Source organism: Nocardioides sp. P5_E3 (assembly GCF_054049275.1).
Genome location: NZ_JBFUMR010000028.1, coordinates 45,115 through 66,349, shown reverse-complemented (window position 1 = coordinate 66,349; position 21,235 = coordinate 45,115). Strand labels below are relative to the sequence as shown.

The 21,235-nt window shown below is 72.5% G+C and carries 24 protein-coding genes and 1 tRNA gene; 11 read left to right on the top strand and 14 right to left on the bottom strand.

Going from position 1 to position 21,235, the window contains the following annotated elements; translation table 11 throughout:
• Positions 1-1,050: AAA family ATPase (locus ACXJKB_RS17535; RefSeq protein WP_457190604.1), on the bottom strand; the 1,050-nt coding region annotated here is incomplete at its 3' end.
• Between the two features lie 59 nt (positions 1,051-1,109).
• Positions 1,110-2,411, bottom strand: a complete 1,302-nt coding sequence (locus ACXJKB_RS17530; RefSeq protein WP_457190602.1) for a nicotinate phosphoribosyltransferase — start codon at positions 2,409-2,411, stop codon at positions 1,110-1,112.
• 18 nt (positions 2,412-2,429) lie between these two features.
• Here ACXJKB_RS17530 and clpS point away from each other — a divergent pair, with 18 nt between their 5' ends.
• Genes clpS through ACXJKB_RS17515 form a run of 3 tightly spaced genes read left to right on the top strand, consistent with a single transcriptional unit; the run spans position 2,430 to position 4,564 of the window.
• Positions 2,430-2,735 (top strand): ATP-dependent Clp protease adapter ClpS, encoded by a 306-nt coding sequence (clpS, locus tag ACXJKB_RS17525; protein ID WP_457190600.1) that lies wholly within the window; start codon positions 2,430-2,432, stop codon positions 2,733-2,735.
• Position 2,736: 1 nt separating this feature from the next.
• Positions 2,737-3,327, top strand: a complete 591-nt coding sequence (locus tag ACXJKB_RS17520) for a DUF2017 domain-containing protein (RefSeq protein ID WP_457190598.1) — start codon at positions 2,737-2,739, stop codon at positions 3,325-3,327.
• 31 nt (positions 3,328-3,358) lie between these two features.
• On the top strand, positions 3,359-4,564 hold the full coding sequence (locus tag ACXJKB_RS17515) for a DUF429 domain-containing protein (RefSeq protein ID WP_457190596.1): 1,206 nt from the start codon (positions 3,359-3,361) through the stop codon (positions 4,562-4,564).
• A gap of 28 nt (positions 4,565-4,592) precedes the next feature.
• Here ACXJKB_RS17515 and ACXJKB_RS17510 read toward each other — a convergent pair whose 3' ends face one another.
• Entirely contained in the window at positions 4,593-5,846 is a 1,254-nt protein-coding gene (locus tag ACXJKB_RS17510; RefSeq protein ID WP_457190594.1) for an MFS transporter, read from the bottom strand.
• Positions 5,847-5,933: 87 nt separating this feature from the next.
• Between ACXJKB_RS17510 and ACXJKB_RS17505 the strand changes: the two genes are divergently transcribed.
• Positions 5,934-6,392 (top strand): Mov34/MPN/PAD-1 family protein, encoded by a 459-nt coding sequence (locus ACXJKB_RS17505; protein ID WP_457190592.1) that lies wholly within the window; start codon positions 5,934-5,936, stop codon positions 6,390-6,392.
• Positions 6,392-6,679, top strand: coding sequence for a MoaD/ThiS family protein (locus tag ACXJKB_RS17500; protein WP_457190590.1), 288 nt, complete (start codon positions 6,392-6,394; stop codon positions 6,677-6,679). Before ACXJKB_RS17505 ends, ACXJKB_RS17500 begins: the two co-directional genes overlap by 1 nt.
• Before the next feature lie 16 nt (positions 6,680-6,695).
• Here ACXJKB_RS17500 and ACXJKB_RS17495 read toward each other — a convergent pair whose 3' ends face one another.
• The 4 genes from ACXJKB_RS17495 to ACXJKB_RS17480 are packed head-to-tail and all read right to left on the bottom strand — an operon-like array spanning position 6,696 to position 10,207.
• On the bottom strand, positions 6,696-7,337 hold the full coding sequence (locus ACXJKB_RS17495) for a response regulator (protein ID WP_457190588.1): 642 nt from the start codon (positions 7,335-7,337) through the stop codon (positions 6,696-6,698).
• Complete coding sequence (locus ACXJKB_RS17490; RefSeq protein ID WP_457190586.1) at positions 7,334-8,485, bottom strand: sensor histidine kinase; 1,152 nt, start codon at positions 8,483-8,485, stop codon at positions 7,334-7,336. The genes ACXJKB_RS17495 and ACXJKB_RS17490 overlap by 4 nt, the downstream gene beginning before the upstream one ends.
• Positions 8,486-8,513: 28 nt before the next feature.
• On the bottom strand, positions 8,514-9,263 hold the full coding sequence (locus tag ACXJKB_RS17485) for an ABC transporter permease (protein WP_457190584.1): 750 nt from the start codon (positions 9,261-9,263) through the stop codon (positions 8,514-8,516).
• Positions 9,260-10,207 (bottom strand): ABC transporter ATP-binding protein, encoded by a 948-nt coding sequence (locus ACXJKB_RS17480; protein WP_457190582.1) that lies wholly within the window; start codon positions 10,205-10,207, stop codon positions 9,260-9,262. Before ACXJKB_RS17480 ends, ACXJKB_RS17485 begins: the two co-directional genes overlap by 4 nt.
• A gap of 89 nt (positions 10,208-10,296) precedes the next feature.
• On the opposite strand from ACXJKB_RS17480, the gene ACXJKB_RS17475 reads away from it, so the two are divergent.
• A complete protein-coding gene (locus ACXJKB_RS17475) occupies positions 10,297-11,244 on the top strand; it encodes a PLP-dependent cysteine synthase family protein (RefSeq protein ID WP_457190580.1) in 948 nt (315 codons plus the stop codon).
• A gap of 23 nt (positions 11,245-11,267) precedes the next feature.
• Positions 11,268-11,915, top strand: coding sequence for a DUF3152 domain-containing protein (locus ACXJKB_RS17470; RefSeq protein ID WP_457190578.1), 648 nt, complete (start codon positions 11,268-11,270; stop codon positions 11,913-11,915).
• A 38-nt stretch (positions 11,916-11,953) separates the two neighbouring features.
• Here the strand turns inward: ACXJKB_RS17470 and ACXJKB_RS17465 are convergent, their stop codons facing one another.
• Together ACXJKB_RS17465 and ACXJKB_RS17460 are read right to left on the bottom strand one after the other, a co-directional pair.
• Complete coding sequence (locus ACXJKB_RS17465) at positions 11,954-13,516, bottom strand: CotH kinase family protein (RefSeq protein WP_457190576.1); 1,563 nt, start codon at positions 13,514-13,516, stop codon at positions 11,954-11,956.
• A gap of 34 nt (positions 13,517-13,550) precedes the next feature.
• Entirely contained in the window at positions 13,551-14,594 is a 1,044-nt protein-coding gene (locus tag ACXJKB_RS17460) for an alkaline phosphatase family protein (protein WP_457190610.1), read from the bottom strand.
• Between the two features lie 109 nt (positions 14,595-14,703).
• Between ACXJKB_RS17460 and murI the strand changes: the two genes are divergently transcribed.
• Together murI and ACXJKB_RS17450 are read left to right on the top strand one after the other, a co-directional pair.
• Positions 14,704-15,516, top strand: a complete 813-nt coding sequence (gene murI / locus ACXJKB_RS17455) for a glutamate racemase (RefSeq protein ID WP_457190608.1) — start codon at positions 14,704-14,706, stop codon at positions 15,514-15,516.
• Positions 15,517-15,527: 11 nt separating this feature from the next.
• Positions 15,528-16,292, top strand: a complete 765-nt coding sequence (locus ACXJKB_RS17450; RefSeq protein WP_457190575.1) for an MBL fold metallo-hydrolase — start codon at positions 15,528-15,530, stop codon at positions 16,290-16,292.
• Between the two features lie 7 nt (positions 16,293-16,299).
• Here ACXJKB_RS17450 and ACXJKB_RS17445 read toward each other — a convergent pair whose 3' ends face one another.
• Positions 16,300-16,959 (bottom strand): response regulator, encoded by a 660-nt coding sequence (locus tag ACXJKB_RS17445; protein ID WP_457190573.1) that lies wholly within the window; start codon positions 16,957-16,959, stop codon positions 16,300-16,302.
• A complete protein-coding gene (locus ACXJKB_RS17440; protein ID WP_457190571.1) occupies positions 16,947-18,101 on the bottom strand; it encodes a sensor histidine kinase in 1,155 nt (384 codons plus the stop codon). The genes ACXJKB_RS17445 and ACXJKB_RS17440 overlap by 13 nt, the downstream gene beginning before the upstream one ends.
• A 233-nt stretch (positions 18,102-18,334) precedes the next feature.
• On the opposite strand from ACXJKB_RS17440, the gene rph reads away from it, so the two are divergent.
• The gene (gene rph, locus ACXJKB_RS17435; protein ID WP_191196426.1) at positions 18,335-19,075 is read left to right on the top strand and encodes a ribonuclease PH; all 741 of its coding nucleotides are present in this window, start codon (positions 18,335-18,337) and stop codon (positions 19,073-19,075) included.
• The gene (rdgB, locus tag ACXJKB_RS17430) at positions 19,072-19,686 is read left to right on the top strand and encodes an RdgB/HAM1 family non-canonical purine NTP pyrophosphatase (protein ID WP_457190568.1); all 615 of its coding nucleotides are present in this window, start codon (positions 19,072-19,074) and stop codon (positions 19,684-19,686) included. Before rph ends, rdgB begins: the two co-directional genes overlap by 4 nt.
• Here rdgB and ACXJKB_RS17425 read toward each other — a convergent pair.
• The 3 genes from ACXJKB_RS17425 to bcp all read right to left on the bottom strand — a co-directional run bounded on the left by ACXJKB_RS17425 (position 19,675) and on the right by bcp (position 21,203).
• Positions 19,675-20,550, bottom strand: a complete 876-nt coding sequence (locus tag ACXJKB_RS17425) for a bile acid:sodium symporter family protein (protein ID WP_457190567.1) — start codon at positions 20,548-20,550, stop codon at positions 19,675-19,677. The genes rdgB and ACXJKB_RS17425 overlap by 12 nt on opposite strands.
• A 101-nt stretch (positions 20,551-20,651) precedes the next feature.
• Positions 20,652-20,725: transfer RNA gene (locus ACXJKB_RS17420), tRNA-Leu, on the bottom strand.
• A gap of 7 nt (positions 20,726-20,732) precedes the next feature.
• Positions 20,733-21,203 (bottom strand): thioredoxin-dependent thiol peroxidase, encoded by a 471-nt coding sequence (bcp, locus tag ACXJKB_RS17415; RefSeq protein WP_457190565.1) that lies wholly within the window; start codon positions 21,201-21,203, stop codon positions 20,733-20,735.
• Between the last annotated feature and the right edge of the window lie 32 nt (positions 21,204-21,235).

Here is a 21,235-nt window from a genome sequence, read left to right as displayed (position 1 = left end):
GTGCAGCACCCGGCGCTGGTCGTCGGTGACGACGACTGCCAGGTCGGCGTGGAGACGTCGTACGTCGTCGGCCGACGCGGCGCGCCGGGCGACCTCGGCCAGCAGCGGGTGGGCCGGTCGGACCCGTTCCCCGTCCAGGTCGACGACACCGGTGGCGGTCGCGTGCTCGAGCGCGTCCGGTCCGACGAGCTCGCGCACCTGCGGGGCGCGCAGGTCGGCGTCGAGCGCCAGCGCGAGCAGCAGGCGGCGGCTGGCCGGGTCGAGGTCGGCGACGCGGAGGCCGAGGAGGTCCTCGACCGCGTCGGGCACGGGCAGCTCGTCGCCGATCGCCGCCGGGTCCCGGCCCGCCAGCAGCCGGCCGACCTCGAGGGCGAAGAGCGGGTTGCCCATCGTCGTGTCGTAGACGCGCCGGAGCAGGTGGTGGGGGAGCCGCAGCCCGAGCCGGGTCGCGAGGATCTGCCGGGTGCCGCCGAGGGTCGTCGACCGCACCACGAGCCGGTCGACCCGCTCGTCGCCGAACGCACCCTCCACCGCGCTGCGGGGGCCGGGACGACGAGCGAGGAGGACGGTCACCCGGTCCTGCAGCCGCCGCCCCGCGTAGGCGAGCGCGGCCTGCGAGGACCGGTCGAGCCACTGCAGGTCGTCGACGGCCACGAGGAGGTGCCGCTCGCGGGACAGGGAGCGAAGGGCCGAGAGGAGCGCGAGCGAGACCACCTGCTCGGTGGCAGGCTGCTCGCTGGGCTCGGCCCGGTAGAGCGCCACCTCCAGCGCGTGCAGCTGCGGCGGGGGGACCGACGTGAGCTCGTCCACCGCGACCTCGTCGAGCAGGTCGATCAGCCCCGCGAAGGGGAGTCCCGTCTCGGACGCGCTGCCCCGCGCCGCCAGCACCCGCATCCCGCGGTCCCGGCCCCCGGTCAGGCCCTGCTCCCACAGGCTGGTCTTGCCGATGCCCGGCTCGCCCTCGAGCACCAGCGCCCGCACCGAGGTCGGCTCGCGGTCGAGCACCTCGGCGATCAGCTCGAGCTCGGCGTCGCGCGCGACGAGACCCATGTCGGCATGATGACAGCCGACGGGCCGTGGGGCATCGGGGAAAAAGTCGCCCCAGCCGCTCAGGGGCCCAGGTGCACCGTCGGGATCACCGGCTCCCCGGCCGACATCATCGTCACGGAGCGGGGCAGCTCGGCGACCGACGCACGGTGGCGGGCCCGCGCCTCCTCGAGCGTCGCGCGGCCGACGACCTCGCCGTCACGCACGAGCGGGACGAGCAGGGCGCGGTCGTCACCGTCGTCCTCCGGCGGCGTGCCGATCCCCACGACCTCGGCCTCCGCGACCCCGCTCGGGCCGCGCCGGCGCAGGGCGTACTTCCGTCCGCCGATGGACTGCTTGTCCGTCGACTTCTTCGCCACCGACACCAGCTCGCCGGCGTCGTCCTCGCGCGCCACCAGCTTGTAGACGAAGCCGCACGTCGGGTGGCCTGAGCCGGTGACCAGCTGGGTCCCCACGCCGTAGGCGTCGACCGGCGCCGCCGCGAGGGCGGCGATCGCGTGCTCGTCGAGGTCGCTGGTCACCACGATGCGGGTGGCGCTCGCCCCGAGACCGTCGAGCTGCGCGCGCACCTCGCGGGCGACCTCGCCGAGGTCGCCGGAGTCGAGGCGGACCGCCCCGAGGCCGGTGCCGGCCACCTCGACCGCGAGGCGTACGGCCTCGGCGACGTCGTAGGTGTCGACGAGCAGCGTCGTGCCCACGCCGAGGGTCTGCACCTGCGCCCGGAACGCGTCGGCCTCGGCGTCGTGGAGCAGCGTGAAGGAGTGGGCGGCAGTGCCGGTGGACGGCACGCCGTAGCGGGCACGGGCGGCCAGGTTGCTGGAGGCGTCGAAGCCGGCGACGTACGCCGCCCGCGCAGCCGCGACCGCGGCCTCCTCGTGGGTGCGGCGCGACCCCATCTCGATGCACGGGCGGCCACCTGCCGCGAGCGTCATCCGGGACGCAGCCGACGCGATCGCCGAGTCGTGGTTGTAGACGGACAGCAGGACGGTCTCGAGGAGGACGGCCTCGGCAAAGGTCCCCTCGACCACCAGCAGCGGCGAGTAGGGGAAGTAGGCCTCGCCCTCGGCGTAGCCCCACACGTCGCCGGAGAAGCGGTAGGAACCGAGCCACTCGAGCATGTCGGGATCGACGATCCCCTCGAGCACGGTCAGCGCGGCGGCGTCGAAGCGGAAGTCCTCGATCGCGTCCAGCGCCCGCCCGACCCCGGCCACGACGCCGTAGCGACGACCCGGTGGGAGGCGCCGCGGGAACAGCTCGAAGACCGCCCGCCGGTCGGCCGTCCCGGACTGCCTCGCCGCCTGCACCATGGTCAGCTCGTAGTGGTCGGTCAGGAGCGCCGATGACCTACGGGGTGAGCTCGTCACGACCGACACTGTGCCACGATGGGCAACGTGTCAGCCGCCAGTCCCGTAGAGGTCGAGCCGACCCTCACACCCGATGAGATCACCTTCCTGGCCAAGCCGTGGGTGACCCTCGTGTGGGACGACCCGGTCAACCTGATGTCCTACGTCGCCTACGTGTTCCAGAAGTACTTCGGCTACGACAAGGCGAAGTCCGAGAAGCTGATGCTCGAGGTGCACACCGAGGGCAGGTCGGTGGTCTCGACCGGCACGCGCGAGGAGATGGAGCGCGACGTGCAGGCCATGCACGAGTACGGACTCTGGGCGACGATGGAGAAGGCATCCTGAGGTGAGCGGCTTCGAACGACACCGCAGGTCCGGCCGCGTGATCGCCACCTTCACCGGCTTCGAGGCCGATCTCCTGCGCTCCCTCGCCTCGCAGATGGTCGAGCTGCTGCGCAACGAGCGCGCCGAGCCCGCGGCACCCACCGCCGATGCGTTCGAGGCGATGATGGCCGAGTTCTCCGGTGCCACGACCATCCCCGAGGACCCCGTGCTCGCGCGGCTCTTCCCGACCGCCTACACCGACGACGAGGAGTCGGCCGCCGACTTCCGCCGCTTCACCGAGAGCGGGCTGCGCGACGGCAAGGCCGCGGCGGCGGGGTCGATCATCGACACGCTCGAGGACGCCGGGCTCCCGCCCGAGCTGACGGAGGACGGCCTCGTCATCGACGTCGAGCTCACCCACGCCGACGCCGAGGCCTGGATGCGCGCCTTCACCGACATCCGGCTCGCGCTCGCCACCCGGCTCGGCGTGGAGGCCGGGGACGAGCACTACTGGCACTCGCTGCCCGACGACGACCCGCGCGCCCAGGCACACGACATCTACGAGTGGGTGGGCTACCTGCAGGAGACGGTCGTCGAGGCCCTCACCTCGTGATCGACCCTGCCACCGACCTCGTGACGGTCCCGTGAGCCCCGTCCCGGACTTCGTCCTCGCGCTGCGGGACAAGATCGGTCACGACCCGCTGTGGCTGCCGGGGGTCACGGCCGTCGTACGACGTGGCGACCAGGTGCTGCTCGTGCGCCGCGCCGACAACGGTCACTGGACCCCGGTCACCGGGATCCCCGACCCGGGGGAGGAGCCGGCGGTGGCCGCGGCCCGCGAGGCGCTGGAGGAGACCGGTGTCCGGATCCGGGTGGACCGGCTCGCCGCGACGGGTGTCCACGGCGAGATCGTCCACGCCAACGGCGACCGCGCGACCTACCTCGACCTCACGTTTGCCTGCACCTGGCTCGAGGGCGAGGCCCATGTGGCCGACGACGAGTCGAGCGAGGTGCGGTGGTGGCCCCTGTCGGCGCTGCCGCCGATGAGCGACATCATGACCGCGCGCATCGAGGCCGCCACCAGCGGCGAGACCGCGGCCCGGTTCGTGGGCCCCGTGGGTGCTGACGACGAGGCGCCGGCGCCGGTCCTCGCTCCGCCGGCGCCCGTGCTCGGCGTGGACGCCTGTCCGGCAGGGTGGGTCGGGGTCGTGATCGACCCGCAGCGCCGCGCCTCGGTCTTCGTCGCACCCGACATCACCGGCCTCGTCGACCTGGTCCGCGAGCGGCACGACGTCCCGGTGGTCGCGGTCGACATCCCGATCGGGCTGCCCGACGCGGGCGGACGGCAGGCCGACGCCGAGGCCCGTCGCGCGCTCGTCGGCAAGGCCTCGTCGGTGTTCTCCACCCCGGTGCGTGCCGCGGTCGAGGCCGCCACCTACGAGGAGGCGCGGGCGGCCAACCTCGCGGCGACCGATGGGCGCACCAGCGTCAGCGCCCAGGCGTACGCCCTGCGCGAGAAGGTGCTGCAGGTCGACGCGTGGGTGCGGGGACGGCCCGGCGCACGCGTGATCGAGGTCCACCCCGAGGTGAGCTTCGCCCGGATGGCCGGAGCGCCGCTGCTGGCGCGGAAGAAGGACGCCGACGGCGTCCGCGCCCGCCGCGAGGCGCTCGCCGCGCACGGCATCGTGGCGCCGGCGTGGTTCCGGGGCGCGGGATTCGGCGAGGACGACCTGCTCGACGCCTGCGCCGTCGCGTGGACGGCAGTACGCCACGCGCTGGGGGTCTCCGAGTCGTACCCCGAGGTGCCCGAGGTGTTCTCCGACGGGATCCCGGCGGCCATCTGGGTCTGAGGCCGCGCACGTGCGGCGGTCGTCGCCCTCAGCCGGAGTGCGTGAGCACGCCGTAGCGCTCCCGCGAGGCGAGCGCCCAGCGCGAGGCGGGCACCGAGACCAGGGCGACGCCCAGCATCAGTGCCGCCAGCACCAGCCACCCGGTCTCGCCCATCTCGACGCACAGCAGCGTCACCAGCGGGGGGCCGACGACGGCGATCACGCTGAAGCCGAGCCCGGCGAAGCCCTGGTACTGGCCCTGCCGCTCGTGCGGTGCGAGGCCCATCTGCAGGCCCCACTGTCCGCCCGAGCCGATCATCTCGCCGACGACGTGCACCAGCGACCCGACGACGAGCACCACGACGGCGAACGTGGCGTCGCCGCGGTCGGCGAGGGCGACGATGGCGAAGCCGGCCGCGATCCACACCGCTCCGCGAACCAGGGCGCGGGCACCTGCCTCGACGGAGTCGGCCCGGCGCGAGAGCCGCACCTGGAAGAGCGCGACGCAGGCGGTGTTGAGGACGAGGAGGACCGCGACCATCACCGGCGGTGCCGCGGTGCGCTCGGAGATGTAGAGCGCCAGACCGAGCTCCATCACGAAGAAGTGGAGCGAGAACAGTCCCGTCAGCGCGACCACCACCACGTAGGGCCAGTCGCGCAGCACGGCGAGGCGGGGCTCGCCCTCGAGGCGTACGTACGCCGGCAGGTCGGGGAGTCGGGTGGAGTTCCATGCCGCGAAGCCGGTGAAGACGGCGTTGAGCACGAACACCGAGATGTAGGCCCACGACTCGTCGACGACGAGCGCCGCGCCGCCGAAGACCGAGCCGAGCCCGATCGCGGTGTTGGTCACCGCCCGCAGGTAGGCCTTGAACTGCACGCCGCGCCCGCCGGTGGCGAGCTGCGCGATGACGCCCTGCTGGACCGAGCCGGCCGAGCGCTCGAAGAGGGTGAGCACGGCCAGCAGCAGCGCGAGCTGCCACGGCGTACGCGCCAGGACGGGTAGCGCGCTCGTGAGGGCGGCGCCCACCATGCACACCGTGAGCACCCGGCGCGGCCCGTGGCTGTCGCCGAGCTGGCCGGCCGGCACCTGGACGAGGATCCCGACGACGGCGGCGACCGCCAGGGCGAGGGCCACCTCGGCGGCGCTGAAGCCCACCTGCCGGGTGAAGTAGAGGGCGCTGGTCGTCATGACCGCGCCGGCGCCGAACCGGTTGGCGAACGAGCCGAGCGCCAGGACCCGGAGGTCGCGCTCGAGCGGGATGCCGCGGCGCGTCAACGGCGCCTGCGCGTGCGGCAACGACATGTGGCTCCCCCTCGAAGTCTCTCGACGTCAAGACTATGTGGTGAGACGTGTCCGGGTCGCATCGAGGGTCTGCCTACCCTTGACGGTGTGCTGACCATCGCCCAGGAGATCTTCGACGCCATCGTGGCGCACGCCAAGCGCGACCACCCCGACGAGGCCTGCGGCGTCGTCGCGGGCCCCGAGGGCAGTGACCGTCCCGAGCGTTTCGTCCCCATGGTCAACGCCGCCGGCAGCCCGACGTTCTACGAGTTCGACTCCACGGAGCTGCTGCACCTCTACAAGGACATGGACGCGCGCGACGAGGAGCCGGTGGTCATCTACCACTCCCACACCGCCACCGAGGCCTACCCGAGCCGCACCGACATCGGCCTCGCCAGCGAGCCCAACGCCCACTACGTGCTCGTGAGCACACGCGCGCACGGGAATAGTGAGGGCCCGGTGGAGTTCAGGTCCTACAGAATCACCGACGGAGTCGTGACCGAGGAGAAGGTCACGATCGTCCCTCTGACGAACCCCCAGCAGACCGAGGAAGCGAGTACCCCCTGATGGCCATCGAGGTCCGGATCCCCACCATCCTGCGCACCTACACCGACGGCGCCAAGGCCGTCGAGGGCGCCGGCGGCACGCTGTCCGCCCTGATCGACGACCTCGAGGGCAACCACCCCGGGCTCAAGGACCGCCTGCTCGAGGACAAGTCGGGCTCGATCGACCTGCGCCGCTTCGTCAACGTCTACATCAACGACGAGGACGTCCGCTTCATCGGCGGCCTCGACGCCGAGCTCTCCGACGGCGACCAGGTCGTCGTCCTGCCGGCCGTCGCCGGCGGCTGCTGACCCTCGTCCGCTGGCGTCAGCCCAGGATCCCGCGCTCGTAGGCCGTCGCCACCGCGGCGGCGCGGTCGCTCACCCCGAGCTTCTCGTACACGTGCACGAGGTGGGTCTTCACCGTCGCCTCGCTCACGAAAAGCTCCTCGGCGATCACCCGGTTGGAGCGGCCTCGCGCCACCAGCGCCAGCACCTCGCGCTCACGCGCGCTGAGCACGCCGGACGCGGCCGGACGACGCACGTGCGAGGCGAGGCGTGACGCCACCGCGGGCGACAGCACCGCCTCCCCGGCCGCCGTCGCCCGGACCGCGTCGAAGAGCGTCTCGGCCGGCGTGTCCTTGAGCAGGTAGCCCGTCGCTCCCGCCTCGATCGCGGCCACCGTGTCGGAGTCGGTGTCGTAGGTCGTCAGCACCAGCACGGACGCGCGGGCGCCGCGTGCGCGCAGCTCGCGGACGGCGTCGACGCCACCGCCGCCCGGCATCCGGAGGTCCATGACGACGACGTCGGGGTCGGTCGCCAGCACCCGCTCGACCGCTTCAGGACCGCTTGCGGCCTCGCCGACCACCTCGAAGCCGGTGACACCGGCGAGCATGCTGCGTACGCCGTCGCGGACGACCGGGTGGTCGTCAACCACGACGATCGTGACGGTCGGGCGCGGAGTGTTCATGCGGCCACGCGTGCCAGGGCGGGGAGCCGGGCGGACACGGCGGTGCCGCGTCCGGCCAGGGACTCGAGGGTGAGGTCGCCGGCGAGCCGCGCGACCCGCTGGCGCATGCCGCGGAGGCCGAACGAGCTCGGACCGGTCGGGGCGTCGACGTCGAACCCGACCCCGTCGTCGCGCACGTCGAGGACCACCTCGTCGCCGTCGTACGACAGCGTGACGCCGACGCGGGCCGCGTCGGCGTGCTTGGCGATGTTGGTGAGCGACTCCTGGGCGATGCGGATCACCGTGGCCTCGACCTCCGGGTGGAGCGGCACCGGGTCGCCGACGACGACGGCTTCCACCCGCACGGCGTGCTCCGCCGACCAGGCCGCGACGACGCAGGACAGGGCGTCGGGCAGCGTGACGCCGTCCAGGTCGCCGGGGGAGAGGTCGAGCATCGAGCGGCGCGCCTCGGCGAGCGCGTGCCGGGCGAGGACCAGTGCGCGCTCGTGCCGCTCGCCGCCCACGGACGCCTCGAGCTGGGTGACGATGCCGGCCAGGCTCTGCGCGAGGGTGTCGTGGATCTCCCGGGCCAGGCGGGCGCGTTCCTCCTGGACCCCCGCCTCACGGGCCTGGGAGACGAGCCTCTCCTGCAGGTTCTGGTTCTCCAGCAGCGCCGCCTCGAGGTCGGCGTTGAGCTGCTGGAGGTCCACCGTGCGCTGCTCGGTGCGGAGCGAGATCCTCATGAACGCCGTGGCGAGCCCGGCGTTGAGCCCGATGAGGGCGACGAACACCCACGCCTGCGCCGCGTCATCGGGTGGGAAGCCGCCCGACTGCGACCCGGCCTGGGTGATGCCCACTGCCAGCATCGCGACGTAGACCCACCGGCCCTTCAGGGAGTCGTAGACATCGAAGAAGCCGGCGACACCGAAGATCGCGTAGAACGGGTTCATCCAGGTGAGCACGAACGCGAGGGCGGTACGGCCGGTGTAGTTGATCGGTCCCGGCCGCGGCGTCGCGAGCATCCACACCGCGGTGACGGCCGTGAGCGCGAGCGTCCACCGGGCGTCGGCCGCTGCGTCCCCGAGTGTGGGCGCCGCCGCCGTGGAGACGACGGTGGCCAGGCCGAGCAGCCCGAAGGGCAGCCAGGTCAGCCACTTGTCCTCGCTCACGGACACATCCTCGCAGCCGGCGCCCATGTCACTCCCAGCGGAACGAGCGGACCGCGACCAGCGACAGGACGACGGTCCAGCCGGCCATCACGGCGAGGTCGACGAGGTCAGGGGTGCGGCCCACGACCGCGTCGTTGAGTGCCTCGGTGGCCGCTCCCATCGGCGTCGAGACGACCACGGTGTGCAGCCAGCCCTGCATGGCCTGCACCGGGAAGTAGACGCCGGCGGCGAACATGCTCGGGAAGAACACGAGCGTGCCGATCGTCTGCACCAGCCGGGCCGACGGGGCGAGGGCCGTGATCACCGCGCCGATCGAGAACGCGGCGGCGGTCGCCAGGAGCACGACCACGGCGTACCACCCGATGTCCTGAGGGAGGCGCACGTCGTACGCCACCCGGCCCACGACCAGCACCAGCACCAGCGAGACCAGCACGGCCAGCGCGTGCAGTCCGGCCTGAGCGAGCAGCAGGGAGCCCGGGTGGACCGGCGTGGTGCGAAGGCGCCGCAGGATGCCCGCCTCGCGGTAGCCCGCGATCACCGCGGGCATGGCCATCAGGGAGGCCATGATGATCGACAGCAGCACCGCGACCGAGGAGTAGACGTCGACCAGTCGCTGTCCGCCCAGGTTCGGGTCGGGCTCGTTCATGCTCGGCACCGATCCCAGGATCACGACCAGGATCGTGGGGAAGAGCACGATCCAGAACACGGAGCCGAGCTCGCGGGTGAAGAGCCGCGACTCGGTCCGGATGACGGCGGCTGTGGGGCTGGCGGTGCTCATGCTGTCTCCTCCGCGGGAGTGGTGTCCGTGCTGTTCAGGGTCAGGTCCAGGTAGGCCGAGTCGAGCGAGCCGTCGACGACCCGGAGGCAGTGGGGTACGACGCCCCGGCTCGCGAGGCGGGCGAGCACGGCGACCGCCGCGTCCTCGGCGCCGGTCACGGTCACCCGGCCGGCGTCGACGCGGACGTCGGCCACGCCCTCGAGCTCACGCAACGCGACCAGGTCGACGGGCTCGGACGGCTCGAACGAGGTCACGGTCGCCGCCGCGGCCCCGCCGATCAGCTCGGCCGGGGTACCGATGGCGCGCACGCTTCCGGCGTCGATGATGGCGACCCGGTCGCACAGCTCCTCGGCCTCCTCCATGCCGTGGGTGACCAGCAGGACGGTGGTGCCGCGGTCGCGGAGGTCGCGCACGAGCGACCAGACCTCGCGGCGGGCGCGGGGGTCCAGGCCCGTGCTCAGCTCGTCGAGGATCGCGACGCGCGGCCGGCCGACCAGAGCGAGGGCGATGGAGAGTCGCTGCTGCTGGCCGCCGCTGAGCGTGCCGAAGCGCTGGTCGAGGTGGTCCGCGAGGCCGAGCCGCTCGGCGGGCTCCGACCACGGCAGGGGGTCGTCGTAGAACGCCGCCCACATCTCCAGCGCCTCGCGCACCGTGATCCTGGGCTGCAACCGGCTCTCCTGGAGCTGGACGCCGACGATCCGCGTGGTCTCGTCGCGGTCGGTCCAGGGGTCGACGCCGTGGACGCGGACCCTGCCGGCGTCCCCGACACGCAGACCGCACACGGACTCCACGGTGGTGGTCTTCCCGGCGCCGTTGGGGCCCAGGATGCCGAACACCTCCCCGGGCTCCACGCGGAAGGACACGTCCTCGACCGCGACCTTGTCGCCGTAGGTCTTGCGCAGGCGCTCGACCTCGACGGCGGGCGCGAGCATGTTCTCGATCATGGGTCCAGCCTCGTCGCCGACCGCGTCTCGCGCATCGGGCAACCGGCGCTGTCGGCCATCCATCGATCGGTGGATGTCATGCTTGCCGCATGCGCTTCGACAGCCTCCTGGAGTCGGTCGGCAACACCCCGCTCGTGGGGCTGCCGCGGCTCTCGCCCAGCCCGGACGTACGCCTCTGGGCCAAGCTGGAGGACCGCAACCCGACCGGGTCCATCAAGGACCGGCCGGCGCTGCGGATGATCGAGCAGGCCGAGAAGGACGGCGTCCTGCGGCCGGGGTGCACGATCCTCGAGCCGACCAGCGGCAACACCGGCATCTCGCTCGCGATGGCCGCCAAGCTCAAGGGCTACCGCATCGTCTGCGTGATGCCGGAGAACACCTCCGAGGAGCGCCGCCAGCTGCTGCGGATGTGGGGCGCGGAGATCGTCTCCTCGCCCGCCGCCGGCGGGAGCAACGAGGCCGTCCGCGTCGCGAAGCAGGTCGCGGGGGAGCACCCCGACTGGGTGATGCTCTACCAGTACGGCAACGAGGCCAACGCGCTCGCGCACGAGGAGGGCACCGGCCCGGAGATCCTCGCCGACCTCCCCGGCATCACCCACTTCGTCGCCGGGCTCGGCACGACCGGGACGCTCATGGGCGTCTCCCGCTTCTTCCGGGGCGCCAAGCCCGACGTGCGGATCGTGGCGGCCGAGCCGCGCTACGGCGAGCTCGTCTACGGCCTGCGCAACCTCGACGAGGGCTTCGTCCCGGAGCTCTACGACGCCTCGCTGATCGACTCGCGGTTCAGCGTCGGCCCGCGCGACGCCGTACGCCGGGTGCGCGAGCTGCTCGAGCTCGAGGGCATCTTCGCCGGCATCTCGACCGGCGCGATCCTGCACGCCGCGCTCGGCCAGGCCGCGAAGGCCGTCAAGGCCCGGGAGAGCGCCGACATCGCGTTCGTCGTGTGCGACGGCGGGTGGAAGTACCTCTCCACCGGCGCCTACGAAGGCACGATCGACGAGGCCGAGGACAGGCTCGACGGACAGCTCTGGGCCTAGAGCGCGTGTCCTAGGCTGGTGCGGTGGACCGAGCGCCCCGCTTCCTCCGACTCCTCGTCGCGCTCGCGCCGCTCGTCCTGACGCTGCTGGCCGCTCCGTCCCACGCGACGGGCGAGGACGCCGGCGAGCACCGGCGCGCGACCCCCACGCCGACGCAACCGACCGTGGAGGCGTACGCCGTCCCGGTGAGCCGTCGCGTCACCTACTCCGTCACCACCCGCGGACGGGTGACGACGTCGATGAAGGTGTTCCGCCGTCAGGCCCAGCAGACCTTCGACCACCCGCGCGGCTGGCGCGCGGCCGGTGTGCAGTTCCGCCGCGTGCGGCGCGGTGGTGACTTCACCCTCGTGCTCGCCGCGGCCGGCACGCTGCCGTCGTTCTCGTCGGGGTGCTCGGTGCAGTGGTCGTGCCGCGTGGGGCGGCACGTCGTGATCAACCAGCTGAGGTGGACCCGGGCCTCGCCTGCCTGGAACCGCGCGGGACGGTCGTTGCGCGACTACCGGCACATGGTCGTCAACCACGAGACCGGCCACTGGCTGGGGCGTGGGCACGCCACGTGCCACGGGCGCGGCCGGGCGCCGGTGATGATGCAGCAGTCCAAGGGCACCGGCGGGTGCCGGTTCAACCCGTGGCCGCTGCCGCGGGAGGCCGCGGCGGTCAGGCGACGCTGACGCGCCAGCCGGGTGCGGGCCCTTCGGTCCAGCGACGGTCAGCGCCGGTTGGGGGCGATCGCCACGACGGTGGTGCCGGGGGAGCCGGGCAGCACGTCGCCGCTCGCGCCGAGGAGCCGCACCGTGAGCAGCTCGCGCCGCTCGGTGTCGTCGTCGTCGAGGACCTGCACCGGCACGTAGTGCAGCTTCTCGCCCGGGGCGAACGTCGTGCGACCGTCCCCGGCGACGAAGTCGACGCCGGGCTCGGCCGTCAGGCCGGCGATCGTCCAGGTCACGTCGACCGGCTGCGTCGCCGCGCTCTGCAGCTCGATCGGCACCCAGACCGTGCGAGCGCGCTCCTCGGTGGACATCCGGTTGTCGCCCATGCGGGCCTCGTTGCGGCTCAGCCAGCGCACGCGCTGGGAGAGCCAGTCCTCGAGGAAGGCGACCTCCCCGTTGCGGGTCGTCGCGTGGCGGGTCCACTCCAGGTCGGTGCCGTCGGCGTGCCACTGGCGCCAGTCGGCCTCGGCGAGCGGCTCGAGGGTCGCCGAGGCGACCCGGAGCTGCGACACGACCGCGTCCGCGGCGGGCCGCAGGCGAGCCCACCGGCCCTTCACCCGGCGAGAGAACGCCGGATCCTCCAGCATCCGCGAGATCCAGTGCTTGCCGGTGCGGGTGTACCAGCTCTCCGGCGAGCTCGACGAGCGCCACTTGGTGCCGGCGCTGAGGTCGAAGTCCCAGACCGGGCCGAACTTGAACCGCTTCCCGGGCACCCAGCTGAAGTGCACGCTCGACTGGAAGTTCGAGTCCTGGTTGGCGAACAGCTCCTCGACGAGGTACCAGTCGATGATCCGCTTCACGTCGACGTAGGCGGCATAGCCGGTCTTCGGGTCGGCGAAGCCGGGACCGTAGAGCACCTTCTCGAACCGGGTGACCGCGCCGCGCACCTGCCGGCGCTGCTTCTTCGTGATCTCGTCCGGGTCCTTGAAGGCGATCGAGGAGCCGCGCTTCGTGCGGAAGCCGGGCTCGTCGTCGCGGAGGTAGCGCTTGTTGAACTCCAGCAGGTAGCCGTCGTCGGGGAGGTCGACGCGGCCCTTTCCCTGCTCGACCTGCTCGGTCAGCAGGTAGAGGCCCTGCGACGCGCCGTTCAGCACGACCTCGACGAAGCGGAACCTCGGCGTCCAGCCGAGCCGCGTCTGCGCGGCGACCGCGAACGCGGCGGCGGTCCGCAACCCGCTGCGGTCGCCGTAGCCGGCGAGGAGGACCCACTCGTCGTACTCCCGCGACCCGACGAGGGCGGCGTCGTCCTCCAGCTTGAGCTTGTAGGGCTTCTTGGCCCAGCCCCAGGTCGAGTTGCCCCGCCCGCGGACCTCGGTGACCCGGGTGACGCCGTCCAGGGTGACCGTGCCGGCCACGTAGTCCTCGCGGCCGATGACCGCGCCCGCAGTGTCGATGACCAGCTGGGTCGGCGCGGCCGGCGGCCACCCGACGGCGGCGGTGGCCCGGTCGGTCGGGGTGGGCTCACGCCCGGAGGCAGGGGAGAGCACGACGGTCGACGCGGCGACGGCGAGCGCGGTCGCGACGCTCAGCCGTCCCAGGAAGGGCTTCTTCAACAGCGGCACGGTGTCTCCTCGGCCCGTCGTCCGGGCGGCTGGGTCAGGCAGGCGGAGGTGAGACGTCGAGGTCGAGGTCGGAGTTGTGCTCACTTCCCGGCACCGCCGGGAGGTCGAGGAGGTCGAGCGTGAGGTTGGCCAGGTCGCCGTTGCGGACCGGCTGCGGGGTCTGGCGGTAGGTCGTGCGCCGCGTGCCGGGGTCGCGGTAGTCGTCGGCGTTGAGCGCGTAGAGATCTGCGCCTGCCGGGATGCCCGGTCCGGTCACCATGAAGGCGACGCGGTAGTTGGCCAGGCGGCGGGCGTCGGAGTGGTCGGCACCGAGGCCGCCGTGGTCGCTGGTGAGGATGATCGCGGTGCGACCGACGAGCTCGGGGTCGTTGCGGACGGCGTCGACGATCGAGCCGACGAGGGCATCGACCTGCTGGACGGCGCGCAGGTAGCGCGGGGACATGAAGCCGTACTCGTGGCCGGCGGCGTCGGGGAGCGAGAGGTGCACGAAGCGGAACGCGCGCTCGTTGTCGCGCAGGTCGCGCCGCACCGACCGGGCCAGGCGGGTGTTGTCGAGCTGGATGCGGGTGGTGTCGATGGAGAGCGGCCAGCTGCGCTTCCAGAGGGAGAACTTGGTCTTGCTCGCGAAGAGGGCCGTCGAGCCGCCGGCGGCGCTGACCTGCGTGAAGACCGACTCGACGCGCTGCCCGGCCGCCGCCTGGACGGTCGCCGGGCGGCGCCGGTCGTCGTTCCAGGTCACGCCGTGGCCGCCCGTCGCGGCCTCGATGCGCCGGCCGGTCACCATCCCGGTGTGGTTGGGCAGGGTGATGGTGAGCTCGTGCTCGGTGCGGGCGTTGAGGGTCGACGCGCCGGAGGCCATGAGGTCGTGCAGGTGGGGTGTCCGTGCGGGGCCGAGCTTGCCGAGGGCGTCGGTGTTGAGCCCGTCGACCGAGATGGCCACGACCGAGTCGATGGCGTTGTCGGCGGAGCCGCGCTGGGTGCTCGGCAGGGGGTCGCCGGAGGGCACCTGGGCCGGGGCGGACGTCGGGCACAACCCGATGGCGGAGCAGGCGAGGAGGGAGGCGATCGCGGTACGCATGGTCACGCGGCGACCCTAACCCGGCGCGGACGGTGTGACGGGGCCGACGCACGCGACCGCGTGACCCGCGACGCCCCGACCGCCTAGCCTGCTGCCTGTGCCGACGCCCATGCCGAGAGAGACCGCCGACGCCCCGATCGGCATCTTCGACTCCGGCTTCGGCGGGCTGACCGTCGCGCGCTCCGTCATCGACCAGCTCCCGCACGAGTCGGTCGTCTACCTCGGCGACACCGCGCGCCAGCCCTACGGCCAGAAGCCCATCGGCGAGGTCCGCGAGTACGCCCTCGAGTGCCTCGACCACCTCTACGAGCGGGGGGTGAAGGCGCTGGTCATCGCGTGCAACTCCGCCAGCGCCGCGATGCTGCGCGATGCCCGCGAGCGCTACGACGTCCCCGTCGTCGAGGTGATCCTCCCCGCGGCCCGGCGCGCGGCCGCGGCCACGCGCAACCAGCGGGTCGGCGTGATCTGCACGCGCGCCACCGCCAGCTCCATGGCGTACGACGACGCCTTCGCCGCCGCGCCGCACCTCGACCTGCACATCCGGGCCTGCCCGCGCTTCGTGGAGTTCGTCGAGCAGGGTGTCACCGGCGGCGACGAGCTGCTGGCCGCCGCCCACGACTACCTCGACCCGCTGGCCGAGGCCGGGGTCGACACCCTGATCCTCGGTTGCACCCACTACCCGCTGCTGACCGGCGTCATCTCCTACGTGATGGGCGACCAGGTCACCCTGGTCAGCTCGGCGGAGGAGTGCGCCAAGGACGTCTACAAGATGCTCGCCGGCACCGGGCTGATGCGTCCCGACGGCGAGGCGAGCTACACCTTCTCCACCACCGGCAGCCCCGACGACTTCGCCACGATCGGCCGCCGCTTCCTCGGCTCGGAGCTGCTCGGTGCGACGCAGTTCGCCGGGGGACGCGGATGAGTGATCACCCGATGAGGCTCACCATCGTCGGGTGCTCGGGTTCCTACCCCGGCCCCGAGTCCGCGGCGAGCTGCTACCTCCTCGAGGCAGAGGAGGCCGGGCGCACCTGGCGGATCCTGCTCGACCTCGGCAACGGCGCGCTCGGCCAGCTGCACCGCCACACCGACCCGCTCGGGATCGACGCGGTCTTCCTCAGCCACCTCCACGCCGACCACTGCCTCGACCTCTGCGGCTACTACGTGATGCGCAAGTACCACCCCACCGGTGCGCAGCCGCAGATCCCCGTCTGGGGGCCGGCCGGCACGGCCGAGCGGATGGCGCGGGCCTACGACCTGCCGGTCGAGCCCGGCATGACCGAGGAGTTCGCCTTCCACGCCTACGGGGACAACGGTGGGGTCGTGGAGCTGGGCCCGTTCCGCGTCGAGGCACGCCGGGTGGTCCACCCCGTCGCTGCCTACGCCCTGCGGGTCACCGCCGGTGGCCGCACGCTCGTCTACTCCGGCGACACCGGGCCCTGCCCGGAGCTCGACGAGGTGGCCGTCGGGGCCGACCTGCTGCTCGCGGAGGCGTCGTTCCGCAGCGGCGACGACAACCCGCCCGAGCTCCACATGACCGGCGCCGACTGCGGACGCACGGCGTCGCACGCCGGTGCCGGGCGCCTCGTGCTGACCCACGTCCCGCCGTGGCACGACCCGGCCGACGCGGAGGCCGAGGCCCGCGCCGAGTGGTCGGGTCCGGTCGAGCTGGCCCGCGCCGGCGCGACGTACGACATCTGACCGCGCGTCAGACCAGCCCGGCGTCGTGCACGACCATCGCGACCTGCACGCGGTTGGTGGCGTCGAGCTTGGTCAGCAGGCGGGAGACGTGGGACTTCACCGTGGGGATCGACAGGTAGAGCTCCGAGGCGATCTCGGAGTTGCTGAGCCCGCGGCCGACGCACACGGCGACCTCGAGCTCGCGCTCGGTCAGCACCGTCAGCCGGTCGGCGGCGGTCGTGGTGCGGTCGGTCGGTGAGGTGTTGCGCAGCCGGGAGACCAGGCTGCGGGTCGCGGACGGCGACAGCATGGCGTCACCGGCCGCCACCGTGCGGATCGCTCCGACGATGTCGCCCGGCGGGGTGTCCTTCAGCAGGAAGCCGTCGGCGCCCGCCGCGACGGCACTGAGCACGTGGTCGTCTGCGTCGAACGTCGTGAGCACGACCACGGCGGGCGGGGACGGTCGCGAGTGCAGGACGCGCGTGGCCTCCAGCCCGTCCATCACCGGCATCCGGATGTCCATCAGCACGACGTCGGGCCGGTGCTCGGCGACCTGGGCCAGGCCGGCCTCGCCGTTGGGGGCCTCGCCCACCACCTCGATGTCGGACTGTCCGCCGAGCATCAGGGTCAGCGCCGAACGGACCAGCGGGTCGTCGTCGACGAGCAGCACGCGGATCACGCTGTCCACGGTAGCCAAGCCTCCAGCACGAACCTCGACCCCTCCGTGCGCTGGTGCAGCCGGCCGCCCCGCAGCTCGGTGCGCTCGCGCAGCCCGACCAGCCCCAGGCCAGCGCCAGGCGCGGCGCTCGGCCGGTCGCCGAGCGGGTTGCTGATCACGACGGTGATGCCGCCGTGCTCGTCCCCCGAGGACCTGATCTCCACCCCTGCGCCGGGGGCGTGCTTGCGGACGTTGGTGATGCCCTCCTGCACGATCCGGTAGACCGTGCGGCCCGTCACCGGCGGCACCGGCACGTCACCGTCGACGTGGTCGGCCCAGTCGATGTCGAGGCCGAGCGACCGCGCCTCGTCGACCAGGGCGGCGATGTCGTCGTACGTCGGCTGCGGTCGCGCCGTGGTCGTGCTCGGGTCGTCCTCGCGCAGCACCCCGAGCACGCCGCGGAGCTCGTGGAGCGCGTCGTTGGCCTGTTGCTGGATCTGGCCGAGCCCCTCGCGGAGGCGGTCGCCGTCGAGGTCGTCGCGGAACGCGAGCGCCCCGGCCTGCATGGAGACCTGGGTGATGCGGTGCGCGACGACGTCGTGCATCTCCCCGGCGATGCGGGCGCGCTCGGTCGAGCGGGCCTGGGTGAGGCGCAGCTCCTGCTCGAGCTCGGCACGCTCGGCGCGGTTGCGGAGGTTCCAGAGCAGCTCGCGCCGCGAGCCGATGTAGAGGCCCCAGCCCATCATCCCCGTGTTGACGGCCAGGTTGACCAGCGTGGCGACCAGGAAGTCGCTGTCCTCGATCGGCGCGATCGTCGTCCAGGTCTGCGCGGCGACGAAGTTCGCGCTGCCGACCAGGACCACCTCGCGCCAGCGCCGGCGGGTCGCCACGGAGACCGCGGCCAGGGTGGCCGGGCCGGCCGCGAGCCCGGAGAAGGCGCTCATCGCAGCGATGACGAGGGCGACCCGCTTGGGCGCCCGGCGGCGGAAGTAGACCAGCACGAAGGCGGCCACGCCCAGGACCACGTCGACGGTGAAGAGGAGGCGGTGGTCGCGCCACTCGGCCGCCGCGACGGTCTGCCAGACCGCTGCCGAGAACACCACGCACAGCCCGTAGCGCCACGCGTGCGACACCCACGTCAGCTCGGGCTGGGTGTCGGGTCGTGGTTCCACGGCGCTCAGGTTAACGAGCCGAATTCCTACTTTGGTCGCATGGACATGGCCTCAGGGCCGATGCGTGTGCCGGTCCCGTCGGCGCATGGTGGTCCCACCAACCGCGTGGAGGGAGCTGCGCGGCGTGGGGCCGCGCACGAGTGGACGGTCCCGCAGGGGAAGGGGCTTCGAGCCGGGTCCGGTGACACACGGGGGTGACCGGACCCGGCTCAGCCACGTCTAGGGTCGTGCCCATGACTTCTGCCCCGACTCCGGCCCCTCGGGCCGACGGCCGCGCCGACGACGAGCTCCGCCCGATCACCATCACCCGCAACTGGCTCGACCACGCCGCCGGTTCGGTGCTCGTCGAGTTCGGCGGCACCCGGGTGCTCTGCGCCGCCTCCGCCTCCGAGGGCGTGCCGCGCTGGCGCAAGGGCTCCGGCCTGGGCTGGGTCACCGCCGAGTACGCGATGCTCCCCGCGGCCACCAACACCCGCTCCGACCGCGAGTCGGTGAAGGGCCGCATCGGCGGCCGCACCCACGAGATCTCCCGGCTGATCGGCCGCTCCCTGCGTGCGGTCATCGACTATCAGGCGCTCGGCGAGAACACGATCGTCCTCGACTGCGACGTCCTCCAGGCCGACGGCGGCACCCGCACCGCTGCGATCACCGGGGCGTACGTCGCCCTGGCCGACGCGGTCGCGCACCTGCGCTCCAACGGCGCACTCACGGGCGAGCCGCTGACCGGGTCCGTCGCGGCGGTCAGCGTCGGCATCATCGACGGCGTGCCGCGGCTGGACCTGCCCTACGTCGAGGACGTGCGCGCCGAGACCGACATGAACGTCGTGATGACGGGCGACGGGAAGTTCGTCGAGGTGCAGGGCACGGCCGAGGGCGCAGCCTTCGACCGCGCCGAGCTCGACGCCCTGCTGGCCCTGGCCGAGAAGGGCTGTGCCGACCTGACGCGCCTGCAGCAGGAGGCGCTGGGCCGGTGAAGATCTTCCTCGCGTCGGGCAACACCAAGAAGATCCTGGAGATGCAGCGCATCCTCGCCGAGCACGTGCCGGGGATCGAGGTGCTCGGCATCGCCGACGTGGAGGGCTACGTCGAGCCGGTCGAGGACCAGCCGACCTTCGAGGGCAACGCCCTGCTGAAGGCGCGCGCCGGCGTGGCGGCCACCGGGCTGCCGTCGGTCGCCGACGACAGCGGGCTGTGCGTCGACGCGCTGAACGGGATGCCGGGCGTGCTGTCGGCACGGTGGTCCGGGCCTCCGAAGAGCGACGAGCGCAACAACGAGCTCCTGCTCGCCCAGCTCGACGACGTACCCGACGGGCGGCGCGGCGCGCACTTCGCGTGCGCCGTGGCGTGGGTGATGCCGGACGGTCGCGAGCGAGTGGTCGAGGGCCGGATGGACGGTCGCATCATCCGCAAGGTGCGCGGGACCGGTGGCTTCGGCTACGACGTGGTCTTCGTCGCGGTCGAGCACGACGCCGAGGACCTGACCTCCGCCGAGCTCGAGCCGGGGGAGAAGGACCGGATCTCGCACCGCGGGCGGGCGCTGCGCGCCCTCGCGCCGCAGGTCGCGGCGGACCTGTCAGGCGACTGACACGTCCTCGCGGGCGCCGACCTGCCTGCTGACCCACGCGCCCCACAGGGCCGCGAAGAGGAACATCACGAGCGAGTAGACCGCCGCCGGCACGGAGATCTCGACCTCGTCGAGCACCTCGACCGCGACGAAGATCGCGAGCGTGGCGTTGTGCACCCCGACCTCCATAGAGGAGGCGATGGCCTGCGGGCCGGTGACGCCGAACGCCTTGGGCACGTAGTAACCGACGACGAGGCTGATGGCGCAGAAGAGGGCGGTGATGAGGCCGACGTCGGCGAGGTAGTCGCTGACGTTCTCGCGCTGGTCGAGCAGGATCCCCAGCACGAGGATGGCGAGGATGATCGCCGAGCCGATCCGCACCGGCTTGTCCATCCGCCGGGCGAACCCCGTCGCGCGGGCGTTGACCAGCATGCCGATGCCGACGGGCAGCAGGATCAGCGCGAACACCTTGACGATCTCGACGAGCGGCATGGAGACGTCGTCCTGCCGGTCGTAGTAGGCGATGGCGAGGCCGGTGATGACCGGCAGCGTGACGACCGCGATGACGGTGTTGATGGCCGTCAGCGTGATGTTGAGGGCCACGTCCCCGCGGAAGAGGTGGCTGAACAGGTTGGCGGTCGTGCCGCCCGGCGACGCGGCGAGCAGCATCATGCCGATGCCGAGCAGGGCCGGGAGGTCGAAGAGCACGACCAGCCCGAAGCAGATCGCCGGCAGCAGGAGGATCTGGCAGCCGAGTGCGACGGCCACGGCCTTCGGCGCCCGGCCCACCCGCTTGAAGTCGCCGATCGTCAGGTCCAGACCGAGGCCGAACATGATGATGGCCAGGGCGAGCGGCAGCCCGACGGTGGTCAGCGCGGAGTCCATGCGCGGACCCTAGTGGTGACGGGCGTCACATGGGAGGAAGTCGCGGCAGACGTGTACTTAGGTCGACGTCCGCTCGTACGTGATGCGAGTGGTGCCGCAGGTGCGCTCGGAGAGACTCGAACTCTCACTGGCCACGACCTAAACGTGGTGCCTCTGCCAATTGGGCTACGAGCGCTGGACGATCAGTCCAACCCTAGGTCCCGCCGCAGCTTGGCGACGTGGCCGGTGGCCTTGACGTTGTACTGGGCGAGCTCGACCTTGCCCTCCTCGTCGATCACGAAGGTCGAGCGGATCACGCCCTCGACCTCCTTGCCGTAGAGCTTCTTCGTGCCGTAGGCGCCGTACGCCTGGTGCACCGCCAGGTCCTCGTCGGAGAGCAGCGTGAGGGTGAGCGCGTCGCGCTCGCGGAACTTGGCGAGCTTGGCCGGCTTGTCCTTGGAGACGCCGAGCACCTCGTAGCCCGCGCCGCGCAGCGAGTCGAGCGACTCGGAGAAGTCGCAGGCCTGCTTGGTGCAGCCGGGGGTCATCGCGGCCGGGTAGAAGTAGAGGATCACCTTCTTGCCGCGCAGGTCCGACAACGAGACCTGCTCCTCGGTGTCGTTGGTCAGGGTGAAGTCGGGGGCGGTGTCGCCGGCGGCGAGGCGGTCGGACATGGGGACTCCTGTGCGCGGTCGGTCCGGAGGGC